At 71.5% G+C, this 13,644-nt stretch carries 15 protein-coding genes; 5 read left to right on the top strand and 10 right to left on the bottom strand.

What is annotated here, in order from left to right:
* Positions 1-43 precede the first annotated feature (43 nt).
* Both P1P75_RS32660 and P1P75_RS32655 read right to left on the bottom strand, forming a co-directional pair.
* Positions 44-1,216: a GDSL-type esterase/lipase family protein gene (locus P1P75_RS32660; protein WP_319262396.1), complete on the bottom strand. Its 1,173-nt coding sequence runs from the start codon at positions 1,214-1,216 to the stop codon at positions 44-46.
* A 4-nt stretch (positions 1,217-1,220) separates the two neighbouring features.
* Entirely contained in the window at positions 1,221-1,799 is a 579-nt protein-coding gene (locus tag P1P75_RS32655; RefSeq protein ID WP_319262395.1) for a TetR-like C-terminal domain-containing protein, read from the bottom strand.
* Between the two features lie 98 nt (positions 1,800-1,897).
* On the opposite strand from P1P75_RS32655, the gene P1P75_RS32650 reads away from it, so the two are divergent.
* Positions 1,898-2,284, top strand: coding sequence for an STAS domain-containing protein (locus tag P1P75_RS32650; RefSeq protein ID WP_319262393.1), 387 nt, complete (start codon positions 1,898-1,900; stop codon positions 2,282-2,284).
* Here P1P75_RS32650 and P1P75_RS32645 read toward each other — a convergent pair.
* Together P1P75_RS32645 and P1P75_RS32640 are read right to left on the bottom strand one after the other, a co-directional pair.
* Positions 2,168-3,184, bottom strand: coding sequence for a sigma-70 family RNA polymerase sigma factor (locus tag P1P75_RS32645; RefSeq protein WP_319262392.1), 1,017 nt, complete (start codon positions 3,182-3,184; stop codon positions 2,168-2,170). The genes P1P75_RS32650 and P1P75_RS32645 overlap by 117 nt on opposite strands.
* Before the next feature lie 186 nt (positions 3,185-3,370).
* Positions 3,371-4,660 carry an MFS transporter gene (locus P1P75_RS32640; RefSeq protein ID WP_319262390.1) on the bottom strand — a complete coding sequence of 430 codons (1,290 nt, stop codon included), beginning with the start codon at positions 4,658-4,660 and terminating at the stop codon, positions 3,371-3,373.
* 63 nt (positions 4,661-4,723) lie between these two features.
* Here P1P75_RS32640 and P1P75_RS32635 point away from each other — a divergent pair, with 63 nt between their 5' ends.
* Complete coding sequence (locus P1P75_RS32635) at positions 4,724-5,674, top strand: LysR substrate-binding domain-containing protein (RefSeq protein WP_319262389.1); 951 nt, start codon at positions 4,724-4,726, stop codon at positions 5,672-5,674.
* Between the two features lie 21 nt (positions 5,675-5,695).
* Here P1P75_RS32635 and P1P75_RS32630 read toward each other — a convergent pair whose 3' ends face one another.
* Positions 5,696-6,457 (bottom strand): alpha/beta hydrolase, encoded by a 762-nt coding sequence (locus tag P1P75_RS32630; protein ID WP_319262387.1) that lies wholly within the window; start codon positions 6,455-6,457, stop codon positions 5,696-5,698.
* Between the two features lie 113 nt (positions 6,458-6,570).
* Between P1P75_RS32630 and P1P75_RS32625 the strand changes: the two genes are divergently transcribed.
* On the top strand, positions 6,571-7,728 hold the full coding sequence (locus P1P75_RS32625; RefSeq protein WP_319262385.1) for an adenosine deaminase: 1,158 nt from the start codon (positions 6,571-6,573) through the stop codon (positions 7,726-7,728).
* Positions 7,729-7,869: 141 nt separating this feature from the next.
* Positions 7,870-8,223 (top strand): ATP-binding protein, encoded by a 354-nt coding sequence (locus tag P1P75_RS32620; RefSeq protein WP_319262383.1) that lies wholly within the window; start codon positions 7,870-7,872, stop codon positions 8,221-8,223.
* Positions 8,224-8,325: 102 nt separating this feature from the next.
* Here P1P75_RS32620 and P1P75_RS32615 read toward each other — a convergent pair whose 3' ends face one another.
* The 5 genes from P1P75_RS32615 to afsQ1 all read right to left on the bottom strand — a co-directional run bounded on the left by P1P75_RS32615 (position 8,326) and on the right by afsQ1 (position 12,176).
* Complete coding sequence (locus tag P1P75_RS32615; protein WP_150472480.1) at positions 8,326-8,529, bottom strand: PspC domain-containing protein; 204 nt, start codon at positions 8,527-8,529, stop codon at positions 8,326-8,328.
* 98 nt (positions 8,530-8,627) lie between these two features.
* The gene (locus P1P75_RS32610) at positions 8,628-9,176 is read right to left on the bottom strand and encodes a VanZ family protein (RefSeq protein WP_319262381.1); all 549 of its coding nucleotides are present in this window, start codon (positions 9,174-9,176) and stop codon (positions 8,628-8,630) included.
* Between the two features lie 140 nt (positions 9,177-9,316).
* Complete coding sequence (locus tag P1P75_RS32605) at positions 9,317-9,949, bottom strand: hypothetical protein (protein ID WP_319262379.1); 633 nt, start codon at positions 9,947-9,949, stop codon at positions 9,317-9,319.
* A complete protein-coding gene (locus P1P75_RS32600) occupies positions 9,946-11,502 on the bottom strand; it encodes a HAMP domain-containing sensor histidine kinase (protein WP_319262377.1) in 1,557 nt (518 codons plus the stop codon). Before P1P75_RS32600 ends, P1P75_RS32605 begins: the two co-directional genes overlap by 4 nt.
* Positions 11,499-12,176, bottom strand: a complete 678-nt coding sequence (gene afsQ1 / locus P1P75_RS32595) for a two-component system response regulator AfsQ1 (RefSeq protein ID WP_190046492.1) — start codon at positions 12,174-12,176, stop codon at positions 11,499-11,501. The genes P1P75_RS32600 and afsQ1 overlap by 4 nt, the downstream gene beginning before the upstream one ends.
* A gap of 612 nt (positions 12,177-12,788) precedes the next feature.
* On the opposite strand from afsQ1, the gene P1P75_RS32590 reads away from it, so the two are divergent.
* Positions 12,789-13,571, top strand: coding sequence for a SigE family RNA polymerase sigma factor (locus tag P1P75_RS32590; RefSeq protein ID WP_319262375.1), 783 nt, complete (start codon positions 12,789-12,791; stop codon positions 13,569-13,571).
* The last annotated feature ends 73 nt before the right edge of the window (positions 13,572-13,644 follow it).

Raw genomic sequence — 13,644 nt, 5'->3', positions numbered from 1 at the left:
CCTTCGGCGAAGGGGGCGGGTTCGGGTGACGGGGGCACCCCCGTCACCCGAACCCGCCCCCTTCGCCGCAGGCAACCGCCGCGAACCGTTCCCCCATCAGCCGATGCGTAGCCGCGTCCGGATGCAGTTGATCAGGCAGCGGCAACTGCTCCGCGTCCCCCTCCCCGTACAGCTCCCGCCCGTCGAGGTAGGACAGCTGCGGATCATCGGCGGCCCGCTCCCCGACGATCCGCGCCAGCTCCTCCCGGATCACCCGGAGGGTCAGCTTCCCGCCGGCCACCTCCGCCGGATCCCCCATGGGCACGAACCGCAGCATCCCCTGCTCCAGCCCCCGGAAGTCGGGCGCGCTGGGCCCGGGAGTGTCCTCATGCATGGGACACAGCACAGGCGACACGACGAGCAGCGGCGTACGAGGATGCCCCTCCCGCACGGTGTCGAGGAACCCGTGCACGGCGGGTCCGAACGCCCGCAGCCGCATCAAATCAAGATTGACGAGATTGATGCCGATCTTGACGCTGATCAGGTCGGCCGGGGTGTCCCGCAGGACGCGCGCGACGAACGGATCGAGCAGCGCGCTCCCGCCCAGCCCCAGGTTGACCAGCTCCACCCCGCCGGTGCGCGCGGCGACCACGGGCCAGATGCCGGTCGGACCGGCGGCGTCCGAACCATGGCTGATGGAGCTGCCGTGGTGCACCCAGACCCGCCGGTCCGGGGCGCCCGCGGGCTCCACGGGTGCGTCGGTGCGCAGGGCGATCAGCTCGGTGGTCTCGTTGTGCGGCAGCCAGATCTCGACGTCCTTGGCGCCCTCGGGCAGATCCGTGAAGCGCAGCGTGCCAGGGCGGCCGGGCCGCCACTCGGAGCCGCCCGCCATCATGTCGACGACCAGGACGTGCCCCGCCGACACGGTTCCCCGGCCCGCCGGACGCCCGTCGACGACCAGGTCGTAGAACCCGTCCGGCCGGGGCGGGGCGCCCACGTACTGCCGCTTGGTGGGGAGCGTGTCCAGCTCGATGGCGGTGGCCCGGGTACGGAAGGCCAGCCGGACGCCGGACGGCTGGGACTCGGCCATGGCGAGCTGCCCGTCGGCACACTGGGCGCGGGCCCAGGCGGGCAGGCGGTGCGGCAGCAGCCCGTGCTCGGTGCGCTCGGTCTCCAGGGCGCCGCGCAGGAGGCCGGCGGTGACGGGGGTGGTGGTCCAGTGGATCTCGGCAGACATCGCTTCAACCTGCTTCCGTGGTCGGCCAGTTCCGCAGCAGCGCGTCGAGCGCGTCGAGGATGCGGGTCCAGGACTCCTGGGAGTCGGGGGCGCTGTGGCTGAAGCCGCCGGCCTGTTCGAGGCTGACGTACCCGTGGAAGACGCTGCCGAGCAGCCGGACGGCGTGGGTCTGGTCCGGTTCGGCGAGGTCGTAGCCCCGCAGGATGGCCCGGGTCATCTGGGAGTGCCGGGCGCCGGCACTGGCGGCGGACGCCTCCGGGGTGAGCCGGAACTGGGCGGCCACATAGCGGCCGGGGTGGTCGCGGGCGTAGTCGCGGTAGACGTCGGCGAGGGCGGTGAGGGCGTCCTTGCCGGAGCGTCCGGCCAGCGCGGCGGACCCGCGGTCGGCCAGTTCCGCCAGGGCCAGCAGGGCGATCCGCGTCTTGAGGTCGTGCGAGTTCCTCACGTGCGAGTACAGGCTTGCGACCTTGACGTCGAACCGGCGGGCCAGCGCCGAGACGGTCACCTGGTCGAATCCGGCCTCGTCGGCCATCTCCGCGCCCGCCCGGGTCAGCCGCTCCGGGGTCAGGCCTACGCGTGCCATGACACTTCTCCCTGTCCTCTCGCCGGTCAGCGGACACCAGTCTGCATCTGGCTAAAGGTATTAGGCAAACTTGCGCATGGCTTAGCCCGGTGGCGACGATGAGTTACGCGAGCCCGGCCGGTCTACCCCCCGTGGACATGACGACACCCCCCGTACTCACCCTGGCCGGCCCCCTCGCCCGCAGCCAGGTGGCGGGACTCTGCGACGATCTGCGGGGTCTGCTGAAGGGCGCCGCGGGCGGCCTGGTCGTCTGCGACGTGGCCGGGCTCGGGGCACCGGGGCTGACCGCCGTCGACCTGCTGGCCCGGCTGCGGCTGACCGCCCGCCGGAGCGGGGGATGCATACGTCTGCGCGCCCCCGACCCCGCGCTACTCGCCCTGCTCGACCTGGTCGGCCTCCGCTTCGAGGTGGAGGGGAACCCCGAACAGCGGGAACCACCGCTCGGTGTCGAGGAAGAAGTGGAATCCGGTGAGGCGGCCGTCTGAGATCTCCAGGACCTGCACCGCCCAGGGCGTGTAACCGCCCTTCTCCGGGTCCGGCTTGTACTGCGCGAAGCCCGGCAGACCGTTGACCTGGACCGGCAGCAGACGCGAGCCCTCGCAGGCCGAGCCGATCGTCGTCATGAAGCCCGCGATGTCGTCGTGGCCCGTGAGCCACAGGTCGAACGGCGGCATCGTCATGATGGCGTCCTCATGGAGGAGTGCCGTCAACGCCGACATGTCGTACCCCTCGAAGGCGGCCACATAGCGCTCCAGGAGCTTCTGCTGCTCCTCGTCCAGCGGGTCGGACACCGCGGCTTCGGCACCCGAGTCGGCGCGCTCGGCGAGGGTCGCGCGGGCCCGCTGGAGCGCGCTGTTCACCGAGGCGACCGAGGTGTCCAGCAGCTCGGCGACCTCGCTCGCCCGCCACGCCAGCACCTCGCGCAGGATCAGCACGGCCCGCTGTTTCGGCGGCAGTTGCTGGAGCGCCGCCATGAACGCCAGCCGCACCGACTCCTTCACCACGGCGGCCTCCGCGGGGTCCTCGACCGTGGGCAGCACGCGCGCGTCGGGCATCGGCTCCAGCCAGGTGTTGTCCGGGCGGGGCGAGAGCGCCGCCTTGGCGAGCGGCGTGGACTCGGAGAGGTCCATCGGACGGGCCCGCTTGTTGCCCGCGTTCAGCATGTCCAGGCACACGTTCGTCGCGATGCGGTACAGCCAGGACCGCAGGCTGGAACGGCCCTCGAACTTGTCGTAGCTCCGCCAGGCGCGCACCAAGGTGTCCTGCACCGCGTCCTCCGCCTCGAAGGAGGAACCGAGCATGCGGTAGCAGTACCCCGTCAGCTCGACCCGGTGCTTCTCCAGCCTGGCGTCGAGGTCGTCCACCGTCGCCGTACTGTCACTCATCTTCGTCCACCCACCCCTGTGGCCGTTCTGTCACGCGCCTGTGCGCCCCAGTACTTCGGAAGCTACCGCAGCCCACTGACAACGGCCCCCCGAGTCGACGAACCCGCAGGTCGCAAGGGGTGGTGAGGGCGCCCCCGAAGGGGCGCCCGGGCGCTGGGGGAGGGACGGCCTCAGTACACGGCGGCCTCAGTACGCGGCGGCCAGCGGCTGCCGGCGCGCCGCCCGCGTCCCGAACACCGTGATCGTCACGACGCCGAGCACCGCCAGGATCCCCACGCCGACCGTGCCCGCCCAGCCGCCCGCGTGGAACGCCACCGCGCCCACCGTGCTGCCCGCGCTGGAGCCGAGGTAGTAGGCGGACTGGTAGAGGGCCGAGGCCTGCGCACGGCCCGTCGTCGCCGTCTTGCTGACCGCCGAGGACGCCACCGCGTGCCCCGCGAAGAAGCCCGCAGTGATCAGCACCAGGCCCAGCAGGACCAGGGGGAGCGTGTCCGCGAGGGAGACCAGCAGGCCCAGGGCCGTGGTGCCGCCCGCCAGGTACAGGGCCCCGCGCCGGCCCAGCCGTCCGACCAGCCGGCCCGCCGTCGACGCGGACACCGTGCCCACCAGGTAGACCAGGAAGACCGAGCCGACGATGCCCTGCGGGAGCGAGAACGGCGCCTCGGTCAGCCGGTATCCGATGACCGTGTAGACCCCGCCGAAGACGGTCATGAACAGCGCGCCGATCGCGTACAGGCGGCACAGCAGCGGGTCGGCCAGGTGGGCGCGGACCGTGCGGGCCAGTACCGCCGGGCGCAGCGAGCCCGGCGTGAAGTGCCGCGGCGCCGGCAGCAGCAGCCGGAAGGCGATCGCACAGGCCACCGCGACCGCGCCGACCACGCCGAGCGCGACCCGCCAGCCCCACTCCTGCGCGACCCAGCCGGTGATGACCCGGCCGCTCATCCCGCCGACGCTGTTGCCCGCCACGAACAGGCCGATCGCCGTGATCAGGGCACGCGGCCGGACCTCCTCGGCGAGATAGGCGGCGGCGGACGCCGGCAGCCCGGCCAGCGCCGCCCCCTGCAGACCCCGCAGCACCACCAGCCACCCCAGCGACGGCGCGAAGGGGACCAGCAGACCCAGGGTCACCGCGACCGCCAGCGAGCCGGTCATCACCGTACGACGGCCGTAGCGCTCCGACAGGGCGCTCATCGGCAGGACGAACAGGGCCAGCCCGCCGGTCGCCGCCGCCACCGTCCAGCTCGCGTCGCTCGCCGAGACCCCGAACTCGCCGGAGATCAGCGGCAGCAGCGCCTGCGTGGAGTACAGCAGGGCGAAGGTCGCCACCCCGGCCAGGAAGAGGGCGAAACTCATCCGGCGGTAACCGGGACCGCCCGGAGCCATGAGCGAGTCGTGGGGGGCGCGGGGGGAGGCGGCGGCGGGAACGGTCGGGACGGCGTCCACGCTGGTGGACGCCCCGGTACTGGCGGGAGACATGCCTCGAACGTACGGACCGCCCCGCTCATCCGTCCAATGCATGGAATCGTCATAATCGTTCCCATGGCGCATCAGCAGAGGTCACAGGGTCAGCTGTCACCGTCCGGTGACACAGAAGACATCGTCACACTGCTCGCCCCGCGGCTCGCGTACTTCGCGGGAGTCGCGCGCACCGAGCACGTCACGCGAGCCGCACAGGAGATGCAGGTCCCGCAGTCCACCCTGTCGCGGGCCATGGTCCGGCTCGAACAGGACCTCGGCGTCGACCTCTTCGCCCGCCGCGGCCGCACCGTCTCCCTCACACCCGCCGGACGCACCTTCCTCACGTCCGTCGAACGCGCCCTCGCCGAGGTCGAACGCGCCGCCGACGAGGTCCGCGCCGACGCCGACGCGGCCACCGGCAAGGTCGCCTTCGGCTTCCTGCACACCATGGGTGCCGAGACCGTCCCCGGCCTGATCCACGCCTTCCGCGCCGACCACCCCCGGGTCCGCTTCAGCCTCGTCCAGAACTACGGCGAGGCCATGCTGGAGAGGTTGCGCGCCGGTGAACTGGACCTGTGCCTGACCTCGCCCGTCCCGGACGCCCCCGACCTCGTAGGCCGCCGCCTCGACGAACAGAAACTGCGCCTGGTCGTCCCCGCCGACCACCGCCTCGCCGCCCGCAGGCGCGTCCGCCTCGCCGAGGCCGCCGACGAGACCTTCGTGACCCTGGAACCCGGCTACGGCCTGCGCCGCATCACCGACGACCTCTGCCAGGAGGCCGGCTTCCGGCCGCGGATCGCCTTCGAGGGCGAGGAGGCGGAAACCCTGCGCGGCCTGGTCGCCGCGGGCCTCGGCGTGGCACTGCTCCCACCGCCGGCCGTGCCCCGTCCCGGAGTGGTCGAACTGACGGTCACCGCACCGAGAGCGGCCCGCGAGATCGGCGTCGCCTGGCTGGACGGCCACCCGGACACACCCCCGGTGGCGGCCTTCAAGAAGTTCCTGCTGTCGAGAAGGGGCAACCTGCTGCCGTAGAAGCGGTACCCCCGCCCAGGCCTACCGCCGCAACGACCGGCCGAATCCGGAGGCCAGCGGCATCCGCAGGCCCAGGGGCGGCGGGGCCGCGAGCGCGTCCTCGACCGGCCGCGAGAACGCCCTCCCGAACAGCACCCCCATCACGAAGTCCTCGCAGAGGCAGAGCACTTCGGCCCGGTGCTGGTGCAAGCCGTGCCCGTCGGAGTGCACTTCGAACCGGCACACGTCCCGGTTCGCCTTCTTCGCCCGCGCCGCCAGCCGGAACGACAGCTCCGGATCGGTCCGTTCGTCGTTGGTGCCGTGCACGATCAGCACCCGCCGGCCCACCAGCTGCTTCACCGGTTCGGGTGGCACCGCCACGTCCTCCTCCGGCAGCCAGGGGGCGACCGCCAGAACGGAGTTGACGGCCTCGTGGCCACCCGCGTGCAGGGCGGCCCGCCCGCCCATGTCGACGCCGGCCAGGCACACGGGGACGTCCCCGTAGAGCCGTACGATCTCGTCGGTCGCCCAGGAGGCGTCGGCGGCCAGGTGGGCCTCGGTACCGTTCCAGCCGCGGTAGCGGTACTGCACGACATGGACGGCCAGCCCCTCCTCCCGCCCCGCGCGGGCGAGTTTGCGCCCGAGGGCGCGGACGGAGGAGCTCGGCCACAGGGGTGAGGGTCTGCGCGCGGAGGTCTCCTCGCCCTCGGGGAGCAGCAGTACCGCCCCACTCACCGACTGCGGCTCCGGACCGATGGCCTTCCCCAGCCTGGCCGACCGAAGCGGCGTCGCTTGCTGTCCCATGACAGAACAGTGTCAGAAGCGCCGGTGTACTCCACCCGGCCGTGCGGTCACCGTTGCGTATCGACCGAGTTGCCCACCGAGCGATCTACGCGCGTAGGGGTTACGGTGCGGAAATGACGAGCCAGAGCATCCAGAAGGGCGCCGTCCCCGGCCCGGAGCAGATCCGCCGGGCGCCCAAGGTTCTGCTGCACGACCATCTCGACGGCGGGCTGCGCCCCGGCACGATCGTCGACCTCGCCCGGGACACCGGGTACACGCGCCTCCCCGAGGCCGACCCCGACAAGCTCGGGCTCTGGTTCCGGGAGGCCGCCGACTCCGGGTCCCTGGAGCGGTACCTGGAGACCTTCTCCCACACCGTCGGCGTCATGCAGACCCGCGAGGCCCTGGTGCGGGTCGCCCGCGAGTGCGCGGAGGACCTCGCCGAGGACGGCGTCGTCTACGCCGAGGTGCGGTACGCGCCCGAGCAGCATCTCGACGCCGGCCTCACCCTCGAAGAGGTCGTCGAGGCCGTCAACGAGGGCTTCCGGGAGGGTGAGCGGCTGGCCCGCGCGAACGGCCACCGGATCCGCGTCGGCGCCCTGCTCACCGCGATGCGGCACGCCGCCCGCTCGCTGGAGATCGCCGAACTCGCCAACCGCTACCGCGACCTGGGCGTGGTCGGCTTCGACATCGCCGGCGCGGAGGCGGGCTACCCGCCCACCCGGCATCTCGACGCCTTCGAGTACCTCAAGCGCGAGAACAACCACTTCACCATCCACGCGGGCGAGGCCTTCGGGCTGCCGTCCATCTGGCAGGCCCTCCAGTGGTGCGGCGCCGACCGGCTCGGGCACGGCGTCCGCATCATCGACGACATCGAGATCGCCGCGGACGGCTCGGTGAAACTCGGTCGGCTCGCCTCGTACGTCCGCGACAAGCGCGTCCCGCTGGAGCTGTGCCCCAGCTCCAATCTCCAGACCGGGGCCGCCGCGTCGTACGCCGAGCATCCGATCGGACTGCTGCGGCGGCTCCATTTCAGGGCCACCGTGAATACGGACAACAGGCTCATGTCCGGCACCAGCGTGAGCCGGGAATTCGAGCACCTTGTCGACGCGTTCGGTTATGTGCTCGATGATCTCCAGTGGTTCTCCGTCAATGCTATGAAGTCAGCATTCATTCCTTTCGATGAACGGCTGGCCATGATCAATGACGTGATCAAGCCCGGTTACGCGGAACTGAAGTCCGAATGGCTGTTCCAGCAGACCGCCTCCACCAGCGGTTCCGTGGACGACTGAGGCCGAATTTCCGGTAATTACGACCTCCGGGTGCGGACGGGTCTTCACGATCCGTCCGCATTTCGTTGTTTGCGGTGAGTGGTGTCCCGTGTTTACGGTCTTGGACCGCTCAGTTTCCCCGTATTCGAGGACGCATTCATCATGAAGCAGTCTGCAGTCAAGACCCTCGGTGTCGCCGCCCTCGGCGCCGCCTTCGCCGCCGCCGGTGCGGGCGCCGCCAACGCCGCCCCGGCCGTTCCGGACGCAAGCCAGGCCCTGGACGGTGTCACCAGGACGCTGCCGGCGGAGAGCGTCGCCCAGGCGCTGCCGGGTGCCGGAGACGCCCTCGCGCAGGCCCAGCCGGCGGTCGGCGCGGGTCTGACCGCCGTCCAGCCCGTCGCCCAGCAGCTGCTCGCCGAAGGCCCCACGGCCCCCGTCGCGGGTCTGCTCGGCGGCCTGCCGCTGCAGGGCCTGCCCACGCACGGGCTGCCGGTGAACGGGATCCCGCTCGGCTGACCCGGCCCCGCAAGTACGCCGTCGGGGCGCGCCCATTTCTGCGGGCGCGCCCCGACGGCGTTCGCGTGCGCGTGAACGTGCAGGTCGCGTGCACGTCCACGCTCACCAGGCCGTGCGGGCCTTGTCCTCGGAGGGCAGGAAGATCCACAGTCCTATGTAGAGCAGGAACTGCGGGCCGGGCAGAAGACAGGAGAGCAGGAAGATCACGCGCATGGTCGTGGCCGACGTGCCGAAGCGGCGGGCCAGCGCGGCGCACACTCCGCCGATCATGCGGCCGTGGGTGGGGCGGGCGAGGCTGCTGGACATCTGCGGCTCCTCTTCGTGGGCGTCGGTCCGGGGCGGGCCCTGATGGCTGCCCCTTTCTGACCACAACGCTACGAAGACGAAGCGGATGAAACGTCGCTCTACGGGGCGATACCGACCCTGGGAATCGTCGGGGTCAGACCCTGAGCCGGTTCCTCCTGACCCGCCGGGGGAACTTCGTGGCGTGCACTGCGCCGGCCCAGCCAGGCCCGTGCCGCCGGGACCAGCGCGGCGTGTGTCAGGGCCACGCCCGCCGTGTTCATCAGCACCGTGTCGATGTCGACCACGCGGCCGGGAACGCCCGTCTGGAGCAGGGCGATCGCCAGGGACAGCAGGGCGCCCGCGGTGACCGTGCGTACCAGGGAGGCCAGCGGGGCGACGACCCGTCTGCCGTGGGCCAGTGGGAGGAGGACCCCCAGCGGGGCCAGCAGGGCCAGGTCCTCGCCGATGCGGCGGGCCGCCTCGGGCCAGCCCAGTCGGAGGTCGGCCTGGATGCCTGCGAGGGGGTGCGGATTGGTGGGCATCACCCAGGGGACGTCCAGTGGGCGCAGCGTGAGCCAGGCTACGAACAGGAGATGTGCGACCAGGAGGACACTCCCGGCCGCACGGATGCGGTTCACGGCGCTGCCGCCGATGCCTTGACGCTGCACGCTCCCCTAGACGCGGGGAGTGACGGCATCGGTTCCGGGGTGAGGGAGGAGGCGTACGTCACTTGTGCGGCGGGGGCCGGATGCCGGTGAGTGGCTGGGTCCGGCCCGCTCCCCTGGTCTCGTGGCGGCGGTCCCGGTCGTCAGTTCTCGGGGACTTCCGAGGACGGGGGTTCGGCTGAGCCGGGGCGGGAGCGGACCTCGTTGGTGCATTCGTAGCGTCGCGGGCGGTCCGCGTCCGGGCCGCCCAGGACCACCGAGCCGTCGCCCTCCGCCGCCGCCGAGTCGGAGAAGGTGCAGACGAGCTGGGCCAGGGCGTACGACGTGAGGTCGCCGGGGGAGGCGCTCAGGCGCAGGGTGTCGTCGGGGTCCCCGGGGGCCGGGCCGCTCACCTTCATGCCGCCGCGTACGTCCGTGGTGAAGCCGGCCTCCTTCTCCGCGACGGAGGGGGACTCGGCCAGTTCGTCGAACAGGCCCTGTGCCACGAGGACACGGCGCGCCGAGTCCGCCGCACCGTCGGGGACCCGTACGGCGCGGTCCACGGAGACCAGGGACGAGCCGCACAGCAGGAACACCTGGACCGGTACGCCTCTCGTCGTCTGGGTCGTCACCTCGGGGTCGGTGAGGGAGCAGTGCGCCCGCGACGGCGCCGGACCGAAGTCGGTCGGTACCTCGGTGGCCCGGATCCCGCAGCCGGTGAGCAGTCCGGCGAGGAGGAGGGAGAAGGCGAGCAGATGGCGTACACGGTCCCGCTTCACGCGCTTCACGTGCTTCATGAGGCGTCCCCCCTGTCCTTCTCGGACTGTTCCACCAGTTCCGACGCGTCCCGTGGCAGGTGCAGGGTGAAGACCGCGCCGCCCTCGGGGGAGTTGGCGGCCGTGAGCCTGCCGCCGTGGATGTGGGCGTTCTCCAGGGCGATGGACAGCCCCAGGCCGCTGCCCTCGGAGCGGGGGCGGGAGGCGCTCGCCTTGTAGAAGCGGTCGAAGACGTGCGGGAGGACGTCCTCGGGGATGCCGGGGCCGCGGTCGCTGACGGAGATCACCACCTCGTCGGCCGACTCGCGGATCGAGACGCGTACCGGTGAGCCGCCGTGCTTGAGCGCGTTGCCGATGAGGTTGGCCATGATGACGTCCAGGCGGCGCGGGTCGAGGCGGGCGTGGATGCCGCGGTCGGTGTCCAGGTCGACCGCGTCGAGCCAGGCGCGGGCGTCGATGCAGTGCGTGATCTGGTCGGCGACGTCGACGTCGTCCAGGACCAGGCGGGCCGTTCCGGCGTCGAAGCGGGTGACTTCCATCAGGTTCTCGACCAGGTCGCCCAGGCGCCGGGTCTCGCTGACGACCAGGCGGACCGCCGGTTCGATCATCGGGTCGATGCTGCCCGACTCCGCGTCCAGTTCCTCTTCCAGCACCTCGGTGACGGCCGTGATCGCGGTGAGGGGCGTGCGCAGTTCGTGGCTCATGTCCGCCACGAAGCGGCGGGACGCGTCGTCGCGGGCCGCCATGTCCGCGACCCGCTTCTCCAGGGCCTCGGCCGTTCGGTTGAACGTGCGGGAGAGATCGGCCAGTTCGTCCGTACCCGAGACCCGCAGCCGGGTGTCCAGCTTGCCCTCGCCGAGGCGGCGCGCGGCCACCCCGAGACGGTGCACCGGCTTCAGTACGGTCGTGGCGGCGGCCTGGGCGAGCAGCGCCGCGCCGATCAGCGCGAGCCCGGTGGCGATCCCCAGGGACCAGGCGAGGGAGTTGAGGTCCTTGGCCTCCGGTTCGAGCGACTTGCGTATGTACCCGGTCGGGCCGCCGCCGATCACCCTCGTGCCGGCCACCAGGTACGGGGTGCCGTCCTCGACGACCCGCTGCCAGTACAGGTGGTACGGCGACTTGTTGCCGGCGGTGGTGTCCTGCTCCTTGTCGACGGCCGTGCGCAGGGACTTGGGCACGTCCTCCAGGGAGAAGCCGTTCAGGCCGCCGGAGTTGCCGTACACCGTCTTGCCGCTGGAGTCCTCGCCGACGAGCAGCACGCTGAAGCGCTGGCTGCTGTTGGCCATCTGCCCGGCCGTGTGCTGGAGTTCGTCCTGCGAGGGGTGCTCGGGCAGCGATCCCGCCCGGTTCTGCATCTCCTGCTCGAAGTCCCGCAGGACCGCCCCCTGGGTGCGGGTGAGGACGGCCTCGCGGTTGAGCCAGTACGCGATGCCCGACGCGGACACGGCCGCGGTCAGTGCCACCGCCCCGAAGACCACGACGAGCCGCAGCCGCAGGCTGGTGAAACGCAGCCGTGAAAGATGCCCCTTGCGCGCCGCGGACCAGCCGCGGACCCCTCCTTGCCCTGATCTCACTGAGGCGTGTCCAGGCGGTAGCCGACTCCGCGCACGGTGCGGATGAGCGTGGGAGAGGACGGGATGTCCTCGACCTTGGCGCGCAGGCGCTGGACGCAGGCGTCCACCAGCCGGGAGTCGCCCAGGTAGTCGTGCTCCCACACCAGCCGCAGCAACTGCTGCCGCGACAGCGCCTGTCCCGGGCGCCGGCTCAGCTCCAGCAGCAGCCGCAGCTCGGTCGGGGTCAGCTGGAGGTCCTCGCCGTTCTTCGTCACGGTCATCGCCGCGCGGTCGATGACGAGGCTGCCGAAGGTCGCGGCGTCGTTCGACTCGCGCTCCCCGCGGCGCAGCACGGCCCGGATACGGGCGTCCAGGACCCTCCCCTGCACGGGTTTGACGACGTAGTCGTCGGCGCCGGACTCCAGCCCGACCACCACGTCGATGTCGTCGTTGCGCGCGGTGAGGAGAATGATCGGCAGCTGGTCGGTGCGCCGGATACGACGGCACACCTCGAATCCGTCGATGCCGGGCAGCATCACGTCCAGCACGATCAGATCCGGCCGCTGCTCGCGCAGCAGCTTCAGACCGTCCTCACCGCTCGCAGCGGTCGCCACACGGTGTCCCTGGCGCGTCAGTGAGAGCTCCAGGGCCGTACGGATGGCGTCGTCGTCCTCGATCAGCAACAGGGAAGGCACGGGCTCATTCTGGCCCATGGAGGGCCTGTCGTTCGACCCGTGGGTACGGGCTCGGGCGTCAGAGGTGTGTGGTTTCCGTGGCGCGCGCGGCGTACCGGGGGTCGCAGACGTGCCGTGAGCGCCGGTGCGCAGGCCCGGTCCTGATCCGGTCCACCGACCCGCAGACCTGCTTGTTCGATCGGATTCGGTGGCCGACGGCGGGTGCGCGGAGCGAGGTGCCCGGCCGGATCGGAGTGGATCGGGGCGGTCGGCCGGCCTTCGACGACGGCCGCGGACCGCGGGCGGATCCCATGGAAATTCGCCGGACATCGCACGGTCCCGGTCGTGCCCGCCCGGTTCGGGGCCTTCGTCGGCCGGGCGGGCAGAGCGGCGGGCGGAGCACGGAAGCCGGGTATCGCCGACCCGCGCCGAGGCAGAGCCCATGACTACCGGCAACTCCTGTGGACGATCTGTGGTGTCGCCGTGAGGGACCCCTGTGACAGGTCTGTGACAGTCGACGGACACGGCGATGAAGTGGGCTGGGCAAGCTTCTCGGCATCAGGCAAGGGAGCAGGACGCCGAGCCGGTGAAGACAGACCGAAACCACCGCAAGTCCACGACGGGGGGCGCGAGATGAACACGCTGCACAGCCTGAACACCAGCGCAGTGATCACGCGCCTGCACGACGTGAACCGGGGGTCGGAGAAGGCCGGTGCCGATGGGGGTCCCTCCCGCGGGAGCGTGTTCGAGCGTGGGGGAGGACGGTGCGTCCGCGGCACCGGGCGTCAGCACACCTCGATCATGACGGTGATCGACGCCCGCACGGGAGAGACGCCCGCCGCGGCGGACGGGGGAGCCGCGTACAGGGAGGACTCGGGGGAGCGTCGCTCGCTGTCGGAGGCGGAGTTCACCGCCTACGTCCAGGAGCGCCGCGCCTCCCTGTACGCCACCGCCTACCACCTCACCGGTGACCGTTTCGAGGCCGAGGACCTGCTCCAGAGCGCACTGTTCTCGACCTACCGGGCGTGGGAGCGGATCAGCGACAAGGCGGCCGTCGGCGGATACCTCCGGCGGACCATGACCAACCTGCACATCAGCGCGTGGCGCCGCCGCAAGCTGAACGAGTACCCGACCGAGGAGCTGCCGGAGACGGCCGGCGACACGGACGCGATGCGCGGCACCGAACTGCGCACGGTCCTGTGGCAGGCGCTCACCCGGCTGCCCGAACTCCAGCGGACGATGCTGGTCCTGCGGTACTACGAGGGCCGCACCGACCCGGAGATCGCGGACATCCTCGGTATCAGTGTCGGCACGGTGAAGTCCAGCATCTGGCGGTCGCTCCGCCGGCTGCGTGAGGACGAGGTCCTCAGCTTCGGCCGTGACGAGGAAGACGCCTTCGGCGAGTTGGTCGCCTGAGGCGGACGGGGGATCCGGCTTCTGTTCAGGGAAGCCGGTGAACGGGGGAAACACGGGGGAAGCGGTACCGGGG

It is taken from the genome of Streptomyces sp. ID05-39B (assembly GCF_033794725.1).
GTDB classification, from domain to species: Bacteria; Actinomycetota; Actinomycetes; order Streptomycetales; family Streptomycetaceae; genus Streptomyces; species Streptomyces bobili.
Note: the sequence above shows the minus strand (reverse complement) of the source record. Positions and strands in the feature narration are given on the sequence as shown.